This window comes from Allobrachymonas sp., assembly GCF_041912815.1.
In the GTDB taxonomy this organism is placed as follows: domain Bacteria; phylum Pseudomonadota; class Gammaproteobacteria; order Burkholderiales; family Burkholderiaceae_C; genus Brachymonas.
Genome location: NZ_JAYRLV010000008.1, coordinates 38,108 through 62,846 on the forward strand (window position 1 = coordinate 38,108; position 24,739 = coordinate 62,846).

The 24,739-nt window shown below is 62.7% G+C and carries 16 protein-coding genes; 6 read left to right on the plus strand and 10 right to left on the minus strand.

Translation table 11 applies throughout. From position 1 onward, the window contains the following. The first annotated feature begins 275 nt into the window (after window positions 1-275). From rpoD to dnaJ, 5 genes are all read left to right on the plus strand, one after another. Window positions 276-2,828, plus strand: coding sequence for an RNA polymerase sigma factor RpoD (rpoD, locus tag ACE3P9_RS07730; RefSeq protein WP_374493043.1), 2,553 nt, complete (start codon window positions 276-278; stop codon window positions 2,826-2,828). A gap of 124 nt (window positions 2,829-2,952) precedes the next feature. Beyond that, complete coding sequence (locus ACE3P9_RS07735) at window positions 2,953-3,318, plus strand: FKBP-type peptidyl-prolyl cis-trans isomerase (protein ID WP_374493044.1); 366 nt, start codon at window positions 2,953-2,955, stop codon at window positions 3,316-3,318. 295 nt (window positions 3,319-3,613) lie between these two features. Continuing rightward, window positions 3,614-4,174, plus strand: coding sequence for a nucleotide exchange factor GrpE (grpE, locus tag ACE3P9_RS07740; RefSeq protein WP_374493046.1), 561 nt, complete (start codon window positions 3,614-3,616; stop codon window positions 4,172-4,174). A 148-nt stretch (window positions 4,175-4,322) separates the two neighbouring features. Next, window positions 4,323-6,254, plus strand: coding sequence for a molecular chaperone DnaK (dnaK, locus tag ACE3P9_RS07745; protein WP_374493048.1), 1,932 nt, complete (start codon window positions 4,323-4,325; stop codon window positions 6,252-6,254). 199 nt (window positions 6,255-6,453) lie between these two features. Beyond that, window positions 6,454-7,587 (plus strand): molecular chaperone DnaJ, encoded by a 1,134-nt coding sequence (dnaJ, locus tag ACE3P9_RS07750; protein WP_374493050.1) that lies wholly within the window; start codon window positions 6,454-6,456, stop codon window positions 7,585-7,587. Window positions 7,588-7,821: 234 nt separating this feature from the next. On the opposite strand, the gene ACE3P9_RS07755 is transcribed toward dnaJ, so the two are convergent. The 7 genes from ACE3P9_RS07755 to ACE3P9_RS07785 form a co-directional block, all read right to left on the minus strand. Continuing rightward, window positions 7,822-8,508: an enoyl-CoA hydratase-related protein gene (locus ACE3P9_RS07755; protein ID WP_374493051.1), complete on the minus strand. Its 687-nt coding sequence runs from the start codon at window positions 8,506-8,508 to the stop codon at window positions 7,822-7,824. Window positions 8,509-8,616: 108 nt separating this feature from the next. Further along, window positions 8,617-9,081, minus strand: coding sequence for a hypothetical protein (locus ACE3P9_RS07760; protein ID WP_374493052.1), 465 nt, complete (start codon window positions 9,079-9,081; stop codon window positions 8,617-8,619). Window positions 9,082-9,091: 10 nt separating this feature from the next. Further along, the gene (gene zapE, locus ACE3P9_RS07765) at window positions 9,092-10,213 is read right to left on the minus strand and encodes a cell division protein ZapE (RefSeq protein WP_374493054.1); all 1,122 of its coding nucleotides are present in this window, start codon (window positions 10,211-10,213) and stop codon (window positions 9,092-9,094) included. Beyond that, the gene (gene lpdA / locus ACE3P9_RS07770; protein WP_374493056.1) at window positions 10,213-11,640 is read right to left on the minus strand and encodes a dihydrolipoyl dehydrogenase; all 1,428 of its coding nucleotides are present in this window, start codon (window positions 11,638-11,640) and stop codon (window positions 10,213-10,215) included. The genes zapE and lpdA (ACE3P9_RS07770) overlap by 1 nt, the downstream gene beginning before the upstream one ends. A 67-nt stretch (window positions 11,641-11,707) precedes the next feature. Next, window positions 11,708-12,928 (minus strand): 2-oxoglutarate dehydrogenase complex dihydrolipoyllysine-residue succinyltransferase, encoded by a 1,221-nt coding sequence (odhB, locus tag ACE3P9_RS07775; protein ID WP_374493058.1) that lies wholly within the window; start codon window positions 12,926-12,928, stop codon window positions 11,708-11,710. Window positions 12,929-13,014: 86 nt separating this feature from the next. Next, window positions 13,015-15,891, minus strand: a complete 2,877-nt coding sequence (locus ACE3P9_RS07780; RefSeq protein WP_374493060.1) for a 2-oxoglutarate dehydrogenase E1 component — start codon at window positions 15,889-15,891, stop codon at window positions 13,015-13,017. A 620-nt stretch (window positions 15,892-16,511) separates the two neighbouring features. Continuing rightward, window positions 16,512-17,117 carry an isochorismatase family protein gene (locus tag ACE3P9_RS07785; RefSeq protein WP_374493062.1) on the minus strand — a complete coding sequence of 202 codons (606 nt, stop codon included), beginning with the start codon at window positions 17,115-17,117 and terminating at the stop codon, window positions 16,512-16,514. Window positions 17,118-17,364: 247 nt separating this feature from the next. On the opposite strand from ACE3P9_RS07785, the gene ACE3P9_RS07790 reads away from it, so the two are divergent. Beyond that, window positions 17,365-17,946 (plus strand): C40 family peptidase, encoded by a 582-nt coding sequence (locus ACE3P9_RS07790; RefSeq protein WP_374493064.1) that lies wholly within the window; start codon window positions 17,365-17,367, stop codon window positions 17,944-17,946. 187 nt (window positions 17,947-18,133) lie between these two features. On the opposite strand, the gene lpdA (ACE3P9_RS07795) is transcribed toward ACE3P9_RS07790, so the two are convergent. The 3 genes from lpdA (ACE3P9_RS07795) to aceE are packed head-to-tail and all read right to left on the minus strand — an operon-like array spanning window position 18,134 to window position 24,429. Then, window positions 18,134-19,966: a dihydrolipoyl dehydrogenase gene (lpdA, locus tag ACE3P9_RS07795; protein WP_374493065.1), complete on the minus strand. Its 1,833-nt coding sequence runs from the start codon at window positions 19,964-19,966 to the stop codon at window positions 18,134-18,136. A gap of 14 nt (window positions 19,967-19,980) precedes the next feature. Then, the gene (aceF, locus tag ACE3P9_RS07800) at window positions 19,981-21,693 is read right to left on the minus strand and encodes a dihydrolipoyllysine-residue acetyltransferase (protein ID WP_374493067.1); all 1,713 of its coding nucleotides are present in this window, start codon (window positions 21,691-21,693) and stop codon (window positions 19,981-19,983) included. A 24-nt stretch (window positions 21,694-21,717) separates the two neighbouring features. Next, window positions 21,718-24,429 (minus strand): pyruvate dehydrogenase (acetyl-transferring), homodimeric type, encoded by a 2,712-nt coding sequence (aceE, locus tag ACE3P9_RS07805; RefSeq protein WP_374493068.1) that lies wholly within the window; start codon window positions 24,427-24,429, stop codon window positions 21,718-21,720. Between the last annotated feature and the right edge of the window lie 310 nt (window positions 24,430-24,739).

Consider the following 24,739-nt stretch of genomic DNA (forward strand, 5'->3'; position numbering starts at 1 on the left):
AGCAGTACCTCCGATCCCGGCCATCCGCGAACACCATCTCCGTTCCGGCCACCTTCGCAAGGGCTGTATCCCAAATGTTCGCCCATCCCACTTGTCTCACCGGCCTGCAGGCCCTGCAGGTCATCGGCATGGACAGCCTGATGTGCCCCTTCCGGCCTCTCCTGTCCGCTCCTCCAATTTTTCTCCATCTGGAAATCGGCGCCCACGCCCCCATGTGGCAAGGCACGTACACGGGCATCTGCCCCGTTCCGAACTGATGTGTGGAAGGGATAGTCATGGCAACCTCCAAAAAAGACAGCACCGCGGATTCATCCGTTTCTTCTCCGTCTGTTGAAGCCAAGGTCAAAAAGACCCGCAAATCTCCCGCCGCTGAGCCAGGAACTCCGGTCGTGAAGACCCGCAGCAGAAAAGCCGCAGGCGACAAGATCGCCGATGCCTCGCCCGAGAGCGTGACGACTCCTCCCGAAGACTCCCCCACCGCTGCCAAGACAGCGCGTGGCAGCAAAACAAAAACCATGTCCTCGACGACCAGCTCCTCCACTCCCGCACCCCGCATCTTCCGCGTCAAGGCTGCCAAGGCCAGCCCGGAAACCGAAGATCAGCCTGCCAAGGCCACCACCGCCCGCAAGTCCCGCACGACCGCAGCCAAGGTAGCCACCGAAACCGAGGCGGCTGCAGCCACACCCGATACCGACACGCCGGCCAAGGCTACCAAGACGCGGACCACCAAGACCGCCGCCAAGGCTCCACGCAAGGCCGCAGCCTCCAAGACCACGGCCAAGAAGGGCCGCAAGGCAGCCTCCGAAGAGGACGAGGACTTTTCCGACCTCGACGCCGACCTGTCCGACGACCATGCGGAAGAGGAAGAGGCTCCCGCTGCCGCGCCGACAGCTGCGGCCGTGCCCGAAAAGGTCAAGCCGCTGCGCATGAAGCTGTCCAAGGCCAAGGAACGCGCTCTCATGAAGGAGTTCGGCCTTGACGAGACCATCCTGTCCGAAGAGGAAGTCTCCACCCGCCGCCAGCGCCTCAAGGAGCTCATCAAGCTCGGCAAGACCCGCGGCTACCTCACCAATGCGGAAATCTCCGACCACCTGCCCGACAAGCTCGTCGACAGCGAAACGCTCGAAGTGGTCGTCTCGATGCTGGGTGACATGGGCGTGGCCGTCTACGAACAGACCCCCGATGCCGAGACCCTGCTGCTCGCCAATACCAGCGGGTCGGCCACGACCGAGGAAGAAGCCGAGGAAGAAGCCGAGGCCGCTCTGTCGAACGTCGACAACGAATTTGGCCGCACCACCGACCCGGTGCGCATGTACATGCGCGAAATGGGCACGGTAGAGCTGCTGACCCGCGAGGGTGAGATCGAGATTGCCAAGCGCATCGAAGGCGGTCTCATGGACATGATGGAGGCCATCTCCGGCTCTCCCGCAACCATCGAGGAAATCCTGGCCATGGCCGAGGAAATCCGCGAGGGCAAGGCCGTCATCTCCACCATCGTCGACGGCTTTGCAGACAACAACGAAGCCGACGACTACGTGGCCGAGGAAGACTTCGACGAATACGACGACGATGACGACGACGGTGGCACCAAGGCGCTCACCAAGAAGATGGAAGAGCTCAAGAACGAGGCCCTGCGTCGCTTCGACCTGCTGCGCAAGCACTTCGACACCATGCGCAAGTCCTTCGACAAGGAAGGCTATGGCACGCCGACCTACATGAAGGCGCAGCAAAAGCTCAGCCAGGAGCTCATGACCATCCGCTTCACGGCCAAGACCATCGAGAAGCTGTGCGACACCGTGCGCGGACAGGTCGAACAGATCCGCCAGAACGAACGCAAGCTGCGCCAGATCATCGTCGACAAGTGCCGCATGCCCCAGGAAACCTTCATTGCCCAGTTTCCGCCCAACCTGCTCAACCTGCAATGGGTCGAGGAGCAGGCCGCAGCCGGCAAGCCGTGGAGCAGCACCATGGCGCGCAACATCCCGCCCATCCAGGAACTGCAGCAGAACCTGATCAACCTCCAGACCCAGGTCTATGTGCCGCTGGAAGAGCTCAAGGCCATCAACAAGCGCATGAACGACGGCGAACGCCGCTCGCGCAATGCCAAGAAGGAAATGATCGAGGCCAACCTGCGTCTCGTGATCTCCATCGCCAAGAAGTACACCAACCGCGGCCTGCAGTTCCTCGACCTGATCCAGGAAGGCAACATCGGCCTCATGAAGGCCGTCGACAAGTTCGAATACCGTCGTGGCTACAAGTTCTCGACCTACGCCACGTGGTGGATTCGCCAGGCCATCACGCGTTCCATCGCCGACCAGGCCCGCACCATCCGCATCCCGGTGCACATGATCGAGACCATCAACAAGATGAACCGCATCTCGCGCCAGCACCTGCAGGAATTCGGCTTCGAGCCGGACGCCTCCATCCTGGCCGAGAAGATGGACATCCCCGAGGACAAGATCCGCAAGATCATGAAGATCGCCAAGGAGCCGATCAGCATGGAAACTCCCATCGGGGACGACGATGATTCGCACCTGGGCGACTTCATCGAGGACAGTGTCAACACCGCTCCGGTGGAAGCCGCCATGCAGGCCGGCCTGCGCGACGTGGTCAAGGACATCCTCGACGGCCTCACCCCCCGCGAAGCCAAGGTGCTGCGCATGCGCTTCGGCATCGAAATGGACAACGACCACACCCTGGAGGAAGTCGGCAAGCAGTTCGACGTGACCCGCGAGCGCATCCGCCAGATCGAGCACAAGGCCCTGCGCAAGCTCAAGCACCCGAGCCGCAGCGACAAGCTGCGCACCTTCCTGGGAGGTGGCGACTGATTCTGCCGGCCGGATCCTGTCCAGCCTGCTCCTTCAGCATCCTCTCTCTATTACCCATCCGCTGTCTCAGCCTGCAGCCCGCAGGCGGAGACAGGCTTGTTCTCCCCTTACCCGCATTCTTCCCATGAGCACATCTTCTTCCGTCACGACGGCCAGCGGCCTGCAGTACATCGACACCGAAATCGGCACCGGCGCCGAAGCCCAGCCTGGCCAGCAGGTCATGGTGCACTACACCGGCTGGCTCTATGACAATGGCGCACAGGGCGCCAAGTTCGACTCCAGCAAGGATCGCGGTCAGCCCTTCGTATTCGGTCTGGGCCAGCGCATGGTGATCGCAGGCTGGGACGAAGGCGTTGCCGGCATGAAGGTCGGTGGCCGTCGCACGCTCATCATTCCCCCCCAGCTCGGCTACGGCGCACGTGGCGCAGGCGGTGTCATTCCTCCCAATGCCACCCTGAAATTCGACGTCGAACTGCTCGATCTGCGCTGATCCGACCCGCGCATTCCTTCGGGATCGCCAGAAACGGCAGGGCACTCCTGCCCCTTCCAGGCACATCCGGCCACTCTGCCGCATGTGCCTTTTCTATGGCTGGAGGACAAAATCCCCCTCAATGGAAGGGTTTTGTCCCATTCCCTCTTGAAAACCCCGGCACGGACTTCAGATACCTGTCAGACATCCATGCATGGCATGGAAGGAGCAGAAGATGCCGATTCAAGCAGAGGTATCTCTTCATCGGTTTTCTGCATCCGCAGCCCGTTTTCATTCACTGATTCTCGGATAGTCCATGAACCCTACTTCATCCGCACCCCAGACCCCCGCAGAAGAGTCCGCCCCGGCTGCTGCCTCCGCCGCGTCTGAACCCACGGCCGCATCCACCGATCTGCAGGCACAGCTCGCAGCTCTGCAGGCCAAGTACGACGAACTCAACGACCACTATCTGCGCTCCCAGGCAGAAGTGCAGAACGCACGTCGCCGGGCCGATGAGGAAGTGCAAAAGGCCCGCAAGTTCGGTATCGAAAGCTTTGCGGAAAGTCTTCTGCCTGCTCTCGACAGCCTCGAAGCCGGCCTGGCCCACACCAACGGATCAGCAGAACAGATCCGCGAAGGCACCGAAGCCACGCTGCGCCAGCTGCAAAGCGCCCTGGAGCGCAACAAGGTCAAGGTAGTCGACCCCGCTCCCGGCACACCCTTCGATCCGCACCAGCACCAGGCCATCAGCATGGTCCCTGCCCCCGAAGGCAGCACCCAGGCACCCAACACCGTGGTGACCGTGCTCCAGAAGGGCTACACCATTGCCGATCGCGTGCTGCGCCCTGCACTGGTGACGGTCTGCGCAGGCGCATGACCCTCAAAAAGGTGCTTGCCGGCGCTTGAAAAGCTTTTCGGGACACCTCACCTATTCAGCAAGGGATCGTTCGATGCATGCATGCGCATCACCGGGCGCTCCACCCCCTCATTGACATCACGGATTACAGAAACAGGAGTTCCTACAAATGGGAAAAATCATCGGCATCGACCTCGGCACCACCAACTCGTGCGTGGCCATCATGGAAGGCAACAATACCCGCGTGATCGAGAACAGCGAAGGTACGCGCACCACGCCGTCGATCGTGGCCTATCAGGAAGATGGTGAAGTGCTGGTTGGCGCTCCCGCCAAGCGCCAAGCCGTCACCAACCCCAAGAACACGCTCTTTGCCATCAAGCGCCTGATCGGCCGCAAGTTCGAGGACAAGGAAGTGCAGAAGGACATCAACCTGATGCCCTTCCAGATCATCAAGGCCGACAACGGCGATGCCTGGGTGCAGGTGCGCGACAAAAAGCTCGCCCCCCCGCAGATCAGCGCAGAAGTGCTGCGCAAGATGAAGAAGACCGCCGAAGACTATCTCGGCGAAGCCGTGACCGAAGCGGTCATCACCGTGCCGGCCTACTTCAACGACGCCCAGCGCCAGGCCACCAAGGACGCAGGCCGCATTGCGGGCCTGGAAGTCAAGCGCATCATCAACGAACCGACGGCCGCCGCACTGGCCTTCGGCCTGGACAAGCAGGACCGCAACGACCGCAAGATCGTGGTGTATGACCTCGGCGGCGGCACGTTCGACGTCTCCGTGATCGAGATCGCCGACGTCGATGGCGAAAAGCAGTTCGAGGTGCTGTCCACCAACGGCGACACCTTCCTGGGTGGCGAGGATTTCGACCAGCGCATCATCGACTACATCATCACCGAGTTCAAGAAGGAACAGGGTGTGGATCTGAGCAAGGACGTGCTCGCCCTGCAGCGTCTCAAGGAAGCTGCCGAAAAGGCCAAGATCGAGCTCTCCAACAGCAGCCAGACCGACATCAATCTGCCCTACATCACGGCCGATGCCTCGGGGCCCAAGCACCTGAACGTCAAGCTCACCCGTGCCAAGCTCGAAGCCTTGGTCGAAGACCTGATCGAACGCACCATTGCTCCCTGCAAGACCGCCATCAAGGATGCCGGCATCAGCGTGGGTGAAGTGAGCGACGTCATCCTGGTTGGCGGCATGACCCGCATGCCCAAGGTGCAGGAAAAGGTGCGCGAGTTCTTTGGCAAGGAACCCCGCAAGGACGTGAACCCGGACGAAGCCGTGGCTGTCGGTGCCGCCATCCAGGGCCAGGTGCTCTCCGGCGACCGCAAGGATGTGCTGCTGCTCGACGTCACCCCGCTGTCCCTGGGCATTGAGACCATGGGCAACGTGATGACCAAGATGATCCAGAAGAACACCACGATCCCGACCAAGTTCTCGCAGACCTTCTCCACGGCAGAGGACAACCAGCCGGCCGTGACCATCAAGGTGTTCCAGGGCGAGCGTGAGGTCACCAGCGGCAACAAGCTGCTCGGCGAGTTCAACCTCGAAGGCATCGCTCCGGCTCCGCGTGGCCTGCCCCAGATCGAAGTGACCTTCGACATCGACGCCAACGGCATCCTGCACGTCAGCGCCAAGGACAAGGGCACTGGCAAGGAAAACAAGATCACCATCAAGGCCAACTCCGGTCTGTCCGAGGATGAAATCCAGAAGATGGTGAAGGACGCCGAGCTCAACGCAGCCGAAGACCACAAGAAGGTCGAGCTGGTCAATGCCCGCAACCAGGCTGATGCCCTGGCCCACAGCGTCCGCAAATCCATGACCGAACTCGGCGACAAGCTCGAAGCCGACGAAAAGGCCAAGATCGAAGCTGCCCTCAAGGAAGTGGACGAAGCTCTGAAGGGCGACGACAAGGAAGCCATCGAAGCCAAGTCCAACGCCCTGATGGAAGCCAGCCAGAAGCTCGGCGAAAAGGTCTACGCCCAGCAGGCTGCCGCCGCTGGGGGTGCCGGTCAGGCAGAAGCCGGCGCCGCTGCGGGTGCAGCACCGGCCGATGACGATGTCGTGGACGCCGAAGTCAAGGAAGTCAAGAAGGACTGACGCCCACGCCGACCGGATGGCGCTTTTTCCCTCAGGGAGGACCGTCCGGTCGGGGATTGCCCATATTCCTTGTTTTTCCGCCGCGTGCAGCTCTGAAAAGGCCCACGCGGCGTTTCGCATGTTTTTCCTGGCGCTTTCGCGGAAAGAACGCATCGGGACCATGCTCCATTTTTGACCGCAGCATCGCTCGGATTTGTCCATGTCAAAACGCGATTACTACGAAGTACTGGGTGTCAATCGCAACGCCAGTGACGACGAAATCAAGAAGGCCTATCGCAAACTCGCGATGAAATACCACCCTGACCGCAATCAGGGAGACAAGGCCGCCGAGGCCGAGGCCAAGTTCAAGGAGGCCAAGGAAGCATACGAAATGCTCTGCGACCATGAAAAGCGCTCTGCCTATGACCAGTATGGCCACGCTGGAGTGGACCCCAACATGGGTGGGGGAGGTTTTGGGGGCGGCTTCGGCGGCTTCGAGAGCTTCAGCGACATCTTCGGAGACCTCTTTGGGCAGGCACGCGGTGGTGCGCGCGGCGGCCGTCAGGTGCATCGCGGCAATGACCTGAACTACGCCATGGACATCACGCTGGAGGAAGCTGCCTCCGGCAAGGATGCCCAGATCCGCATCCCCGGCTGGGATGAGTGCGACACCTGCCACGGCTCCGGAGCCAAGCCCGGCACGAGTGCCAAGACCTGTCCGACCTGCCATGGCAGCGGCGTCGTCCAGATCCGCCAGGGATTCTTCAGCGTACAGCAGACCTGCCCGCACTGCCACGGCACCGGAAAGATCATTCCCGAACCCTGCCCCAGCTGTCATGGCGAAGGGCGCATCCAGCGTCAGAAGACTCTGGAAGTGCACATTCCCGCCGGCATCGACGACGGCATGCGCATCCGCAGCGCAGGCAACGGAGAAGCCAGCCCCAACGGCGGCCCGCCTGGGGATCTCTACATCGAGATCCGGCTGCGCAAGCACGAGATCTTCGAGCGCGATGGCGATGATCTGCACTGCGTGGTGCCGATCAGCTTTACCAAGGCGGCGCTGGGCGGAGAAATCGATGTTCCCACGCTGCTCGACGGCAAAGCAGTCATCGACATTCCCGAAGGAACCCAGCACGGCAAGCAGTTCCGGCTGCGCGGCAAGGGCATCAAGGGGGTACGCTCCTCCACGCCCGGAGACCTGTACTGCCACATCACGGTCGAGACCCCGGTCAAGCTCACGGAGCACCAGCGCAAGCTGCTGCGCCAGCTCGACGAGTCTCTGGTCAAAGGTGGAGGCAAGCACAGCCCCAGCGAAAAGAGCTGGTTCGACAAGGCCAAGGCCTTCTTCTCCTGAAGCCTTCGGGCTTTGCCATCAAAAAAGGATGCCTCGAGGCATCCTTTTTTTCGTCTCATGGCATCTCGTCTCGCCTCGTTGCGTATCACCTGGCTCCCATGCGGTGCAAGGCCCTGATGCCCGTGCCGCATGGCGTCAGGAGCGTCCCCCCCGCCTCTCCCTCTCACGCTGCACAGAGCACGCAAGAAAGAAGAGAGGCATGCCTGAAGGCACTCGCGTTCGGGCTTTGCAAGATTACAGAGAGCGGACCAGAAGACGTGCCTCCTGCAGGAGGGCTGCATGATAGGCACTCCCCTCCTCTTCCCGCAGCAGCGTCTTGGTCGCCTGCAGGGCACCGGGCGGAAGGCGGTTGTAGGTCGCCGCCACACGGAGCGTGGCCTCCATGCGCTGCTCCTGCTCGACGGGTCGCCCACACAGGCCCCACTGAAACAGCATGGCAGCTTCGATGGCGTCTCCTGCCAGCACGCGCAGCACGGCAGGCGCAGGCAGCATGCGCGACAGATGCCAGCTCAGGGCCCCCATGGGCGTGCGCCCCATCGCAATGTGCCGCAGCCGGATGCGCGTGTGTCCTGTCACCACCCAGCCGTCGCAATTGCAGGCTGTCGCCAGGCCCAGCTCACCCAGATCACCGCAGAGGCTGGCCACCACGGGCTTGGGAAAGGTCATGAGGGTTTCCAGAAAGGCATGGAACTGCTCCAGCCACCGATCCAGCCGCTGCTGGGTGGATCGTTCGCCGACCGGCAAGGGCTGTGAACCGAAATAGCCTTCGTCGCTGAGCACCAGACTCAGGGTGTCGGGGTCCCGCTCGGCTTCATTGAGAATCTCGATGGCGCTCACGAAGAGGGCTTCATCCAGCGTTCCCGGGCTGCCCATGTGCAGAAAGAGGGTCTGGTCACGAAAGGTGGTGCGAATTTCAGCCATGGGGAAAATGACGGGCTGCCTCTGACAGCCATGCAGGCAAGAGAAGAATGTGAAAGGCCGCGCTCCCATGGAGCCCGCAGACTCCGGAATGCACGGCCCAGTCGCGCGTCACGGCGCTGTGGAAGAAGAAGCTGCCTGTGCGGCCGCCTGTGCTGCCTTGTGCTGAAGACGCAGCTGGGTATCGATGTCCTTGAGGGCACGTTCCTGCCGGTTCAGTTCGATGTCTTGCAGCTGGTAGACATGGTCGCGCTGCGTGAACGCATCCTGATGCTGGCGCAGGCAGCGGTTGACCAGAAAACGGGCATAGCACGCTGCCTTGTCCTGCGCGAGCTCCTGTCGCAGGGTGGCCCTGGAAGCAACCACCTCTGCGCGACGGGTGCTGATCTGCTCCTGGGTCATCTGCTGGCCCAGAAACGGCACCTCCTGCACGGTGGGACGGCTGTCCGGCAAGGTGGGGAAGCTGCATGCAGCCAGCAGCAGGGGCATGCACAGCCCCGGCAGCCGGCACAGACGCCCTGCTGTGCACACGATGCGGACGACACCGGTCGAGTCGAGGTTCAGGTTCAATGGCATGCCCGCTCCTTTAGGTGATGCTGATGTCGACATGGCGGTGCTCCAGCGCCAGATATTCGGCGGACTGCATCTCGTCGAGGCGGGAAACGGTCCGCACGAACTCATGTGCCAGCATGCCCCGTGTATAGAGCTCTTCGGGCGGCACGGCGGCCGACACGACCAGCTTGACACGGCGGTCATACAGCACGTCGACCAGCAGGGTGAAGCGACGCGCCACCGACGCCATGGTTTCGGGCATTTGCGGCACGTGCGACACCATCACGGTATGGAAGGTGGTGGCGATTTCGAGATAGTCGTTCTGCGAACGGGGCTCGATGCACAGCTCCCGGAAATCGAACCAGATCACGCCTCCGGCCCGTCGGATGGCCGGGATCTGTCGTGAGGTGAGCGCAATGACCGGATCCGCCTCGTCTCCGTCGGCCAGGTTGTCGAAGTCGGCCTGCATCTCTGCATCGGTCTGCGCGTCGAGCGGCGTCAGATACAGCCGCAGCTTCTCCAGCTCGCGCTGGCGGTAGTCGGTGCCGTTGTCGACATTGATGACTTCAAGCCGCTCATTGAGCAGGGCAATGGCCGGCAGAATGCGGTCACGGTGCAGCCCGTTGGGGTACAGGTCATCAGGCCGGAAGTTGGAAGTGGTGACGAAACCCACCCCGTTGTCGAACAGGGACTCCAGCAGGCGGTGCAGGATCATGGCGTCTGTCACGTCGGCCACATGGAACTCATCGAAGCAGATCAGCTTGAAGCGCTTGGCCATCTGAACCCCCAGCGCCTGCAGGGGATTCTGGGTGCCCTGCAGCCGGGCCAGCTCGCGGTGCACTTCACGCATGAATTCGTGGAAGTGCAGCCGCGTCTTGCGCTTGATGGGCACTGCCTCGAAGAAACAGTCCATGAGAAAGCTCTTGCCTCGCCCCACGCCGCCGTACATGTACACGCCGCGCGGAATGGGAGGACGGTTGATGAGCTTCTTGAGCTTGCTCGAACGCTGGCTCTTGTACTGGGACCAGTCCTGCGCGCAGCGTTCAAGCGCAGCGATGGCGCGCAGCTGCGCCGGATCGCTGCGGAAGCCGCGCGCCGCGAGCTCACGCTCGTAGATGCGCGCGACCGGCCCAGAGGGAACTGCCGTCGTGGCCATCAGAAGTTGAGCGCACGCTTTTCGACGGCGAGCGCAGCTTCCTTGGTCGCCTCGGACAGCGTCGGATGCGCATGGCAGGTCCGTGCGATGTCCTCGCTGCTGGCACGGAACTCCATGGCCAGAACAGCTTCGGAGATCAGCTCGGAAGCCATCGGCCCGACGATGTGCACACCAAGAACCTCATCGGTCTTGGCGTCGGCCAGAATCTTGACCATGCCGGTGGTATCCCCCAGCGCACGGGCACGCCCGTTGGCCATGAAGGGGAAGGAACCCGCCTTGTAGGCCACGCCTTCGGCCTTCAGTGCCTGTTCGGTACGGCCCACCCAGGCGATTTCCGGGCTGGTATAGATAACCCAGGGAATGGTGTTGAAGTTGACATGCCCATGCTGCCCCGCGATACGCTCGGCCACGGCCACGCCCTCTTCCTCCGCCTTGTGCGCCAGCATCGGGCCACGCACCACGTCACCCACTGCCCACACATTGGGCAGGCTGGTGCGGCAGTCTGCGTCCACCACGATGGCGCCACGCTCGTCGAGCGGCAGGCCCACGGCTTCGGGGTTCAGGCCCTGGGTATTGGGCACCCGGCCGATGGAGACGATGAGCTTGTCGGCATCGATCTTCTGTTCGGCACCCTTGGCATCGGTGTAGGCCACGGACACGCCCTTCTTGCCCTTCTTGATCTCGCCGACCTTGACGCCCAGCTCGATGCGCAGGCCCTGTTTGTCGAAGGCCTTCTTGGCTTCCTTGGCGATCTGCTCATCCACGGCACCGAGGAAAGTCGGCAGACCTTCCAGAATCGTGACCTCGGCACCCAGACGATGCCATACGGACCCCATTTCGAGACCGATCACGCCGGACCCGATGAGCACGAGCTTCTTGGGCACGGAACCGATGCGCAGGGCGCCATCGTTGGAGAGAATGGTCTCCTCGTCGAACGGAGCCTGAGGCAGTGCACGTGCAGTCGATCCCGTGGCCACGATGACATGCTGTCCTACCAGGGTTTCGGGCTTGTCCCCGGTGACCTGGATTTCATAGCCGCCATCGACCGCCTTGACGAACGAACCGCGGCCATGGAAGAAGCTGACCTTGTTCTTCTTGAACAGGTACAGGATGCCGTCGTTGTTCTGCTTGACCACCTCATCCTTGCGGGCCACCATCTGGCCCACGTCCATCTTGAGGTTGGAGAGGCTGATGCCGTGCTCGCCAAAGTGATTCTGCGCCTGCTCGAAGTGCTCCGAGCTCTGCAGCAGCGCCTTGGAGGGAATGCAGCCCACGTTGGTGCAGGTGCCACCGGGGGCAGCGCCGCCCTTGGCATTCTTCCATTCGTCGATGCAGGCCACCTTCTTGCCGAGCTGGGCTGCACGGATCGCGGCGATGTAGCCGCCAGGACCGGCACCGATCACGATGACGTCGAATTGTTGGGACATGATGTAAAAATCCTTTTTCTGAAAAAACGGGCGGCCCAAGCCACCCGTCCAATGGCCAGAGCCTGGTTTAGATGTCGAACAGCAGGCGAGCCGGATCTTCCAGCGCTTCCTTCATGGCCACCAGGGCCAGCACGGCTTCACGGCCATCGATGATGCGGTGGTCATAGCTCATGGCGAGGTAGTTCATGGGACGCACCACCACCTGGCCGTTTTCGACCACGGCACGGTCCTTGGTGGCGTGCACGCCCAGAATGGCAGACTGGGGCGGGTTGATGATGGGGGTGGACATCATCGAACCGAACACGCCGCCATTGCTGATGGAGAAAGTGCCGCCGCTCAGGTCCTCGATGCTCAGCTTGCCGTCCTTGGCCTTCTTGCCGAACTCGGCGATCTTCTTCTCGATGTCGGCGAAGCTCAGCTGATCGGCGTTGCGCAGGATCGGCACGACCAGGCCACGCGAACTGCCCACGGCAATGCCGATGTCGAAGTAGCCGTGATAGATGATGTCGGTGCCATCGACACTGGCATTGACGACGGGGTACTTCTTGAGGGCGTGCACGGCAGCCTTGACGAAGAAGCTCATGAAGCCCAGACGGACGCCATGTTCCTTCTCGAACTTTTCCTGGAAGCGCTTGCGCATTTCCATGACGGGAGCCATGTTGACCTCGTTGAAGGTCGTGAGGATGGCATTGGTGGACTGGGACTGCAGCAGGCGTTCGGCCACGCGGGCACGCAGACGGGTCATGGGCACGCGCTGCTCGGGACGATCCCCCAGCGGAATGTCGGCCACAGGTGCGGGAGCGGCTGCAGCGGCAGGCTTGGCGCCTCCTTCGACGGCGGCAAGCACATCGCCCTTGGTCACGCGGCCATCCTTGCCGGTACCGGCCACGGAGCCGGCAGGCAGGCTGTTGTCAGCCATGAGCTTGGCGGCAGCGGGCATGGGCACGCCGGCCATGGTGGAGCTTGCCGGAGCAGCGGCTGCGGGTGCGGCGGCAGCAGGAGCTGCTGCAGGTGCGGGAGCCGCAGCGGCAGCAGGGGCAGCCTGAGCCTCGGTGTCGATCTTGGCGATGACCTGATCGGCCACCACGGTGGCGCCATCGGCCTCGATGATCTCGGCGAGCACGCCGGCAGCGGGAGCCGGCACTTCGAGCACGACCTTGTCGGTCTCGATCTCGATCAGGATTTCATCGATGGCGACGGCCTCGCCGGGTTTTTTCTTCCACTGCAGCAGAGTGGCCTCTGCAACGGATTCGGAGAGCTGGGGAACTTTGACATCTACGATAGCCATGGTGATGTTCTTTCAGAGTGAAGAGGAGTCAACGGGAGAAATGAACGGTGCGCCCCGCGCGGCGGCGGAACGCACCCGGGGAACGGTCAGCGCGTGAGCAAGAAGCCCTTGAGGCGCCCGAAGGCTCCTTCGACCAGTGCCTTCTGCTGCTCCTGGTGCAGGTGGGCGTATCCCACTGCAGGAGAAGCCGAGGCGGCACGGCCCGAATAGCCGAGCTTCTGGCCCGGCGTCATGTTCTCGTAGATGGAATGCTGGACGAAGAACCAGGCACCCTGGTTCTGCGGCTCGTCCTGGCACCACACCACTTCCTGCAGGTTGGGGAACTTCTTGAGTTCGTTGGCCAGAGCCTTGTGCGGGAAGGGATACAGCTGCTCGACGCGGGCAATGGCCACCGTGTCGTCCTGCAACTCCTCGCGCTTCTTGGCCAGGTCGTAGTAGACCTTGCCAGAGCACAGCAGCAGACGCCTGACCTTGTCGGCCGCCTTGAGCACGGATTCCTTGTGCTCGGGGATGATCGTCTGGAAGCTGCCCTTGGTGAATTCGGACAGCGGAGAAGTGGCGTCCTTGTTGCGCAGCAGCGATTTGGGCGTGAAGATGATCAGCGGCTTGCGCAGATCGCGCACCATCTGGCGGCGCAGCACATGGAAGATCTGGCTGGCCGTGGTCGGCTGCACGATCTGCATGTTGGCATCGGCAGCGAGCTGCATGAAGCGTTCGATGCGCGCGGAGCTGTGCTCCGGCCCCTGGCCTTCGTAGCCGTGGGGCAGCATGAGCGTGATGCCGTTGACACGGCCCCACTTCACTTCACCCGAGGCAATGAACTGGTCGATCACTACCTGGGCCCCGTTGGCGAAGTCGCCGAACTGGGCTTCCCAGATCACCAGGGTGTGGGGATCGTTGGAGGCATAGCCGTACTCGAAACCCAGCACGGCTTCTTCGGACAGGATCGAGTCGATCACGGTGAAGGGTGCCTGCGCCTCGGCCACATGCTCAAGCGGCACATAGATGCCTTCGTCGGACTTCTCGCGCTTCTGATCATGCAACACGGCATGGCGGTGCGTGAAAGTGCCACGACCGCAATCCTCACCGGAGAGGCGCACCGGGAAACCTGCAGCCACCAGGGAGGCGAAGGCCATGTGCTCGCCCATGCCCCAGTCCACCGGAATGTCACCCCGGCCCATGGCGGCTCGGTCGTCGAGCACCTTCTTGACGAGCGAGTGCACCGCGAAATTCTCGGGCACGGTCGTGACGCGCTCGGACAGGCGCTTCCACTCGGTCATGGAAATGGAGGTGTCGCCTGCATCGGTCCACTTCTTGCCCAGGTAGGGGCTCCAGTCGACGGCGTACTTGCTCTTGAAGTTGTTGAGCACCGGATCGATGGTGTGACGGCCTTCGTCCATGGCAGCGCGGTAGGCCTTGACCATGTCGTCACCCAGCGTGGCACCAAAGCCCTGCGCTGCCAGCTTGTCGGCGTAGAGCTTGCGCGTACCCGGATGCTTGGCGATCTTCTTGTACATCAGCGGCTGGGTGAGCATGGGGGTGTCCTGCTCGTTGTGGCCCAGCTTGCGGTAGCAGATGATGTCGACCACCACGTCCTTGTGGAACTCGGCACGGTAGTCGATGGCCCATTGGGTGCACAGGGCCACGGCTTCGGGATCGTCACCGTTGACGTGCAGCACGGGAGCTTCCATCATCTTGACCACGTCGGTGCAGTACAGCGTGGAGCGGCTGTCGCGCGGATCGGAGGTGGTGAAGCCGATCTGGTTGTTGATGACGATGTGCAGCGTGCCGCCGGTGTGGTAGCCACGGGTTTCGGCAAGTGCCAGCGTTTCCATGACCACGCCCTGCCCGGCAAAGGCGGCATCGCCGTGCACCAGCACGGGCAGCACCTGACGGCCTTCGGCGTCGTGGCGGCGATCCATGCGCGAACGCACGGACCCTTCCACCACGGGGTTGACGATTTCGAGGTGGGACGGGTTGAAGGCCAGGCTCAGGTGAACCGGCCTGCCGTCGGAGGACACGTCGGAGCTGAAGCCCTTGTGGTACTTCACGTCCCCGCTGGGCAGGTCTTCGGGCGCAGTGTGATCGAATTCGGCGAACAGGTCGCGCGGGAGCTTGCCCAGCGTGTTCACGAGCACGTTCAGACGGCCGCGGTGGGCCATGCCGATCACGATTTCCTCGACGCCCTTGTCGCCCCCCTGACGGATGATTTCATCCATGGCCACGATGAAGCTCTCGCCTCCTTCGAGCGAGAAGCGCTTCTGCCCCACATACTTGGTGTGCAGGAAGCGTTCGAGCCCTTCGGCGGCCGTCAGGCGCTCCAGGATGCGCTGCTTGCGGTTGCCCTCGAAATGGGGTTTGGCCAGCGAGGATTCGAGCTTCTGCTGCCACCAGCGCTTCTCGTTGAAGTCGCTGGTATGCATGAATTCGGCACCGATGGTGCCGCTGTAGGTTTCACGCAGAGCATTCAGCAACTCGCGCAGAGACATGCGCTCCTTGCCGAAGAAGGTGTTGCTGGTGTTGAAGACGGTTTCGAGATCGGCGTCAGAGAATCCGTAGAAGGACAGGTCGAGCTCGGGAATCTCGGGACGCGGATTGCGCTGGAGCGGGTCGAGATTGGCCCAGCGGGCACCGGAATTGCGGTAGGCGGCGATGAGCTGCTGAGCGGCAGTGCGCTTGCGGCCGATGTCGACGTCGGCGTTGGCGAACACGACCTGGGTGCCGCCCTGCTTGGCACGCTCTGCAAAGGCGTTGACCACGGGGAGGTGCGGGACGTCCCGGTTCTGGGTGCCGTTGCCAGCCGGCAGATGCTGCAGGTTGTCAAAATAGACCCGCCAGTCGTCAGGGACGCTGCCTGGGTTGGCCAGGTAGTTCTCGTACATCTCCTCGACGTACGGAGCATCCCCACCGAAAAGGTAGGTATTGGATTGGTAGGTTTTGAAAACCTGCGATGAATCGCTCATCTTGCGCTTACCTCCGCGTTCCTTGAGAACGCATTAGCTGGTTGGTAGAAACCTTCCGCGACACGGCTGAACCGGTTGGCGGATGCGACTGTGACTTGGAAGGAAATTCGGGCGTTATCCCGCTGGTACTAGGCTGAACTGCAAATAGCACGCCCTTAAGTCAGGCTCGCTATTCTGCCACTGTTTGAGAAACTGCATGGCTCCGTCATGTCCTTCTGACAAAAGGGAAAATCCCTCCGGGCATGGAACATATGGGAATTGTCGGTCCATGCGCACTGGCATGGTGCATGGGGTGGCATTGAACTTCTGATGCGATCGAACCCGCCTCCTCTGTGGCTATGGACAGCATGCAGCCCGGGATGGTGGCCGGATCGATGGCGCATGCACCGATCCGGCGAACGCTCGGTGTACCGGGAATGCACAACAATTGCGCACGGTGTTTCAGTTCTTTTGTGGCGCATGGATGCCACAGATTATGGAAAGCGCTGTCTTGCGCAGGACTGACGCACTCCCTCGGGAAAGTCCCCTACTCTGCAGATTCACACATTGCGGACAACTCGGTGCAGCCTCTTGAAGGGAAGGGACTGCACCGAAGCTGGACTCGTGAAATTCGGCAAATATCAGCGGATCAGAGGGAGCACTTCCTTGAAATGGGGGTCAGCCGCACTGCGCAGCCACTCGAAGGCCACCATTTCCACAGTCACCAGTTCGGCACCGGCTCCAGCCAGTCGGTCGAAGGCAGCATCACGGTCGCGCTCCCGGCGGGAACCACAGGCATCCGTGACCACGCAGACATCGAATTCCTCGTCAAGCAGATCCAGAGCCGTCTGGAGCAGGCAGACATGGGTCTCGCACCCCGCCACCAGGATGGTGTTGCGCTCCTGACGGGCCGGCTGCGGCTTCTGCAGGTGCTTGGGAAGACTCCGCGCATTGCCGGCCGGGCGGGCAGGCGCGGGCGGACGCAGCAGGGACAGCAGCTCATCGTCGACACCGCTGAAACTCATCTTGGGAAGGGTACGGCTGCACAGCGCGCGCAGTGCCTCGTCGTTGGAACCGAGGCGGTCGGGATTCTGCTCGGTCGCCCAGACCGGCACCTGCAGCAGCGAGGCGATGCGTGCCAGCGTGGTGGCACGCTGCAGCACGTCGGTGCCCTCATGGATGGCGGGCATGAGCCGGGCCTGGTAATCGATCAGCAGAAGCTGGGATTCGAGTTTCTCGATCAGCATGGTGATATGTCTTTCGCGGGGAGGGAGAAAACAGAGGCAGGGGAAAATGTAACGGCGCCCGTCGAAGCACAGCACTTTGCGCGGATTCGTACCTGACTGTCACGGGAATGAAAAGGGTTTTCTGACGAAGTTGTCAGCCATTCTTCAGTTTTTAGGGGCTTTTTGAAACAAAAAAGTGAAAGATCACCCCCAGAAAAGGGTAAGCGCGTGTTTGTGCGCTCTTACATGTCGTTTACACTCGAACCCCATGAAGAAGTTGATCGCCTTAGTCCTCGCCTGCGTGGCTGTCGCAGCACAGGCAGCGCCACAATCCGATGATCTGGACCGCTTCATCAGCGGACAGAAGATTGTCTCCCAGATTCAGCACGTGGGCCGCAACGTGCGCGACACGGCCACCGATCTCGTCAGCACTGCGATGGGCTTCATCGGCGTGCCGTACCGGTATGGCGGCAATTCCGCCGATACGGGGTTTGACTGCAGCGGCTTTGTGCGCGCCACGTTCGAGAAGACGCTCGGCCGGGTTCTGCCCCGCCGCGCTGTCGACCAGGCCGCAGCCACCCAGACGATCAGCCGCTCCGAGTTGCGCCCGGGTGATCTGGTGTTCTTCAACACCATGCGCAGTGCCTTCAGCCATGTGGGCATCTATGTGGGCGAGGGCAAATTCATTCATGCCCCGCGCACGGGTGCCCAGGTTCGCATCGAGAACATGGACGTACAGTACTGGAACAGCCGCTTCGATGGGGCCCGCAGGGTGCTCGACAGCAACGGCGCTCCCATGCGCATGAGTGCCAAGAGCCTCATGAACAGCCTGAACAGCGGCGAAGAATAAGCGGTTTTCTGCACCCTTCCCTTCTGCTTTCGGCAGTCCCTTGCGGAACTGCCGGGGCGAAGGGTTACAGGTACCTGCCAAGCAAAGGCCCTCTGCATGCAGAGGGCCTTGTGTTTTTCTGTGCACCGGAGCCCCCGAACTGGCCACTGGCATGGCCATGGTTCGGTCCGAGGGTGCTCCGGGCAGATCAGCGGCGTCGCGTGGGCGGCAGGTCGGTGCAGCTGCCTTCGGCAACCTCGGCGGCCATGCCGATGCTTTCCCCCAGCGTGGGATGGGGGTGCACGGTCGCCCCGATGTCGACGGCATCGGCTCCCATTTCGATGGCCAGGGCGATCTCTCCGATCATGTCCCCTGCATGGGTTCCGACGATGCCCCCCCCGACGATGCGGTGTGTCTCGGCATCGAACAGCAGCTTGGTGAAGCCTTCGTCACGGCCGTTGGCGATGGCACGTCCAGAGGCTGTCCACGGGAACAGTCCCTTGGTGATGGCAATGCCCTGAGCGCGTGCCTGTTCCTCGGTCAGGCCCACCCAGGCCACCTCGGGATCGGTATAGGCCACGCTGGGGATGACCCGGGCATCCATGACCCGGGTGGCCAGCTCACGCTTGCCCTGCAGCTCGCCCGCAATGACTTCTGCGGCCACATGCCCTTCATGCACGGCCTTGTGCGCCAGCATGGGCTGGCCCACGATGTCGCCGATGGCGAAGATGTGCGACATGTTGGTGCGCAGCTGCTGGTCGACGGGAATGAACCCGCGCTCGCCCACCTGCACTCCGGCCCTGTCGGCACCGATCTTGTTGCCGTTCGGCGTGCGCCCGACGGCCTGGAGCACGAGGTCGTAGGTCTGGGGCTCCGGAGCATCCTGGCCCTCGAAGGTGACCTCGATGCCGGCGTCCGTCGCACGCGCGGCGACGGTACGGGTCTTGAGCATGATGCGGTCGAAGCGGGGGGCATTCATCTTCTGCCACACCTTGACCAGATCGCGGTCGGCCCCCTGCATGAGTCCGTCCAGCATTTCGACCACATCCAGGCGTGCGCCCAGGGTGCTGTAGACGGTCCCCATTTCAAGACCGATGATGCCGCCCCCCAGAATCAGCATGCGCCGGGGCACTTCACGCAGGGACAGGGCCCCGGTGCTGTCGACAATGCGCGGATCGTCGGGCAGGAAGGGCAAGTGCACCGCCTGGCTGCCGGCCGCGATGATGCAGGTGCGGAAGGCGAGCACGTGCGTGGCACCGGTCTTGTCCTGGCCTGTGCCGGTGGTTTCCTCGACGCGCACATGATGGGCATCGACAAAGCTGCCATAGCCTCGCACGAGCGTCACCTTGCGCATCTTGGCCATGGCCCCGAGTCCGCCCGTGAGCTTGTCCACGACCTTCTGCTTGTGGGCGCGCAGGCCATCGAGCTGCACCTCGGGCTCGCCGAAGGCGATGCCTGCCGCTGCAAGATGGCGTGCCTCGTCCATGACGGCCGTCACATGCAGCAAGGCCTTGGAAGGAATGCAGCCGACATTGAGACAGACTCCTCCCAGGGTGGCATAGCGCTCGACGAGCACCACCCGCAGGCCCAGGTCAGCGGCACGGAAGGCGGCGCTGTATCCACCAGGCCCTCCGCCCAGCACCAGAACGTCGTAGGCGTCTTCACCCGCATCGAGTGCAGGCGCGACGGGCGCGGAAGCGGCGATAGGAGCTGGCGAGGGGGTGGATATGGGCGCCGTCTGCATCGCCTGCCCGGAAGCCAGGGTCGCGGGAGCCTCGGGAGACGGCGCAGCAGCACCGTCTGACTGGGTTTCCAGCACGACCAGGGGCGATCCCTCGCTCACCCGGTCTCCCAGCTGTACCAGCACCTGCCTGACGATGCCTGCTTGGCTGCAGGGGATTTCCATGCTGGCCTTGTCGCTTTCCACCGTGACCAGGCTCTGCTCTTCCTGCACGGCATCGCCGGGCTTGACGAGGAGCTCGATGACGGCCACGTCCTTGAAGTCTCCAATATCGGGGACCTTGATCTGCACTTCGCTCATGATGGGCTCCCCTTTCACAGCAGCACGCGGCGGAAGTCCGCCAGGACCTGGGCCAGATAGGCGTTGAAGCGCGCAGCAGAGGCTCCGTCGATGACGCGGTGGTCCGCGCTGAGCGACAGGGGCAGCATGAGGCGCGGCTCGAAGGCGGTCCCGTTCCAGCGTGGCTTCATCTCGCTGCGGCAGACGCCCAGAATGGCCACTTCGGGCGCATTGATGATGGGACTGAAATACGTCCCGCCGATGCCGCCGAGGCTGCTGATGGTGAAGGAGGCACCGGTCATGTCGGCCGGGCCGATCTTGCCGTCGCGAGCCTTCTTGCTGAGTTCGGCCAGCTCGCGGCTGATTTCCAGGATGCCCTTCTGGTCCGCATTCCTAATGACGGGGACGACGAGGCCGTTGGGCGTATCGGCGGCAAAGCCGATGTGGTAGTAGTGCTTGCGGATCAGGCTGTCGCCGTCGAGCGAGGCGTTGAAATCGGGAAACTCCTTGAGGGCAGAGACACAGGCCTTGATGAGGAACGACAGCATGGTGACCTTGATGCCTGCCTGCTGGTTCTTCTTTTCGGCATTGAGCTGCACGCGCAGGGCTTCGAGGTCGGTGATGTCGGCGTCCTCGCAATAGGTGACGTGCGGAATCATGACCCAGTTGCGGCTCAGGTTGGCTCCGCTGAGTTTCTTGATGCGCGACAGCGGCTGCGATTCGATGGCCCCGAACTTGGTGAAATCCACCTTAGGCCATGGCAACAGGTCGAGTCCGGCTCCACCACCTGCTGGCGCAGTGGGTGCGGGCGCTGCAGCCTGCTGGGCCTGGGTGCGGGTAGCCCCGGTCATGACAGCCTTGGTAAAGGCCTGCACATCCTCCTGCAGGATGCGTCCCTTGGCGCCGGAACCCCGCACCTCGGCAAGCGAAACTCCCAGCTCGCGGGCGAACTTGCGCACGGTGGGAGAGGCATGCGGCTGCCCCACGGCGCCTGCGGCGGCCACATAGGGTGCCACCGGCGCCACGGCCGGCGCCGCCTGGACAGACGGTGCCGGCATCGGGGCCAGTGCCGGCTGCCCGGAAACCGCCGCCGGAGCCGCTTCCTGCCCGGACGCCACGGCTGCAGGCGCTGCCGCTTCTGAGGTTCCCTGCAGGGTGAGCACCAGATCCCCCTGATTGACCCTGTCGCCCAGGGCGACCTTGATGTCCTGCACGATGCCTGCCGCAGAAGAGGGAATCTCCATGCTGGCCTTGTCGCTCTCGACGGTAATGAGACTTTGCTCGGCCTCCACCCGGTCGCCTGGCTTGACCAGCACCTCGATCACCGCAACGTCGTGAAAGTCTCCGATGTCCGGCACCCGCACTTCGATGGGCCCCACCGGCGGCACTGCAGCGGCAACAGCGGCAGCAGCAACGGTCGCCGTGACTGCTGCAGGAACGGCTGCCTGGGGCACCGAAGGTTCGGTGTCCGGCACGGCCGGGGCCGCAGGAGCAGGAGCAGCCGCCTCTGCTGCCGTTTCGAGCAGCAGGAGGGTGGAGCCTTCGCTCACCTTGTCGCCGAGGCCGACCTTGAGCTCCCGAACGATGCCGGAAGCCGACGACGGGATTTCCATGCTGGCCTTGTCGCTCTCTACCGTGACCAGGCTCTGTTCGGTGCGCACGGTATCACCCGGCTTGACGAGCAGCTCGATGATGGCCACGTCCTTGAAGTCCCCGATGTCGGGGACCTTGACTTCGATGATTGCCATGGGTTGTCTCCTTGTGCTCGCACGTCAGGCGTTGAGCGGATTGATCTTGTCGGCATCGAGACCGTATTTCTCGATGGCCTCCTGCGCCTTGGAAGCAGGCAGCGAGCCTTCGTCCGCCAGCGACTTGAGCGCAGCCACGACGATGTAGTGGCGATCGATCTCGAAGTGGCGACGCAGGCGGGAACGGAAATCGCTGCGACCGAAACCATCGGTGCCCAGCACGCGGTAGCCCCGGCCGGCCGGAATGAACGGGCGGATCTGCTCGGCATAGGCCTTGATGTAGTCGGTCGATGCCACCACCGGGCCGATGGTCTGTCCGAGCTGGGACTCGACAAACGACGGACGGCGCTCCTCCAGCGGATGCAGCAGGTTCCAGCGCTCGGTGGCCTGGCCGTCGCGGGCCAGTTCGTTGAAGCTCGGGCAGCTCCACACATCGGCGGCCACGCCCCAGTCCTGAGCCAGCAGCGCCTGGGCGGCAATGCTCTCGCGCAGGATGGAGCCGGAGCCGAGCAGCTGCACCCGCAGCAGCGGCTGCCCCTCGACCCCGTGCCGGCACAGGTACATGCCCTTGATGATCTGCTCCTCGGTTCCGGCCTGCAGGCCGGGCATGGCGTAGTTCTCGTTGAGCAGCGTGAGGTAGAAGAACACGTTGTCCTGTTTCTCGACCATGCGCTTGAGGCCATGGTGCAGGATCACAGCCACCTCATGGGCGAAGGTGGGGTCGTAGGTGACGCAGTTGGGAATCGTGCCCGCCAGAATGTGGCTGTGGCCATCCTCATGCTGCAGCCCCTCGCCGTTGAGAGTGGTCCGACCGCTCGTGCCACCGAGCAGGAAGCCGCGCGCCTGCATGTCGCCTGCGGCCCATGCCAGATCGCCCACCCGCTGGAAGCCGAACATCGAGTAGTACACATAGAACGGGATCATGATCCGGTTGCTCGTGCTGTAGCTCGTGGCGGCCGCCATCCAGCTGGCCATGCCGCCGGCCTCGTTGATCCCTTCCTGGAGGATCTGGCCGTTTTCCTGCTCCTTGTAGTACATCACCTGGTCCCGGTCGACCGGCGTGTAGAGCTGGCCCTTGGGGTTGTAGATGCCGATCTGGCGGAACAGCCCTTCCATGCCGAAGGTACGAGCCTCGTCGACCAGAATGGGCACCACACGGGGGCCCATCGCCTTGTCGCGCAGCAGCTGGGTGAGAAAGCGCACATAGGCCTGGGTGGTGCTGATCTCGCGCCCCTCGGCCGTGGGATCGAGCACGGCCTGGAAGGTGTCAAGCGCAGGCACGGTGAAGCTCTCGTCGCTGCGCACGCGGCGATGCGGCAGGTAGCCGCCCAGCGCCTTGCGGTGCGCGTGCAGGTACTGGATCTCAGGCGTGTCGTCAGCGGGCTTGAAGTACGGAATCTTGTGCAGCTCGCTGTCGGGAATCGGTACGTTGAAGCGGTCGCGGATGTACTTCACATCCTCGTCGCTGAGCTTTTTGGTCTGGTGCACGGTGTTCTTGCCCTCGCCGGCCTTGCCCATGCCATAGCCCTTGATGGTCTTGACCAGCAGCACGCTCGGCTGCCCACGGTGGGCATTGGCCGCATGGAAGGCAGCGTACACCTTCTGGGGATCATGGCCGCCGCGGCGCAGATCCCAGATTTCCTCGTCCGTCATGTGCTCCACGAGCTTGGCGGTCTCGGGGTACTTGCCAAAGAAGTGCTTGCGCACATAGGCCCCGTCGTTGGCCTTGAGCGCCTGGTAGTCGCCGTCGAGCGTTTCCATCATCAGCTGGCGCAGCCTGCCTGTGGTGTCGCGGGCGAGCAGCGGATCCCAGTTGCTGCCCCAGATGAGCTTGATCACGTTCCAGCCCGAGCCACGGAATTCGCCTTCGAGCTCCTGGATGATCTTGCCGTTGCCACGCACCGGGCCATCGAGCCGCTGGAGGTTGCAGTTGATGACGAAGATGAGGTTGTCCAGCCCCTCGCGCGCTGCCAGGCCGATGGCTCCCAGGCTCTCCGGCTCGTCCATCTCGCCGTCGCCGCAGAAAACCCACACCTTGCGGTTGGCCGTGTCGGCAATGCCGCGTGCATGCAGGTACTTCAGGAACCGTGCCTGGTAGATGGCCATCAGCGGCCCGAGGCCCATGCTGACCGTGGGAAACTGCCAGAAGTCATGCATCAGCTTGGGATGCGGGTAGCTCGACAGACCATGCCCACCCACTTCCTGCCGGAAGTTGTCGAGCTGCTCCTCGGTCAGGCGCCCCTCCAGAAAGGCCCGCGCATAGATGCCCGGTGCGCTGTGCCCCTGAATGTAGATGCAGTCGCCGCCATGGGACTCGCTCTCGGCGTGCCAGAAATGGTTGAAGCCCGCCCCCAGCATGGACGCCAGCGAGGCAAAGGACCCGATATGTCCCCCCAGATCCCCGCCATCTTCGGGATGCAGGCGGTTGGCCCGCACCACCATGGCCATGGCGTTCCAGCGCATGTAGGCACGCAGCCGCTTTTCGATGGCGATATTGCCGGGGCAACGCGCCTCCTGCTCCGGTTCGAGCGTGTTGACGTAGCCGGTCGTGGCGGAAAACGGCATGTCGATGCTGTTCTGGCGCGCGTGTTCGAGCAGCTGTTCGAGCAGGAAATGTGCCCGGTCCTTGCCCTCGTTCCGGATCACGCTTGAAAGCGCATCCATCCACTCGCGGGTTTCCTCGTGATCGACATCGCCCGGCACCTGGCCGGGGTACGGTTGCTGTGCAGAGGACATGTCTTGTCTCCTTGTCTCTGGGTGTCTGGTATGTGGGCGCCCGGCCATGTGGCATAGGCATGTTCCGGGTGCCTGTGCAAGAGTTTGCCAGCGAAGTATCCCATAAGAAAGTCAAATTCCAAATTGCGATTATTGATTTCTCACTGTGAAATAAAATCACACCACTGCAAGGTGCTGGAAAGAAAAATCCTTGAAAATCCAATGCATACACCGCTCCCTCATGTCACATAAACGTCCTGAGACAGGTGTCATCCGCCCTTTTTCCCCCTCTCCTGCACTGTCCATACGGGAATATCCTGATCTGATCCAT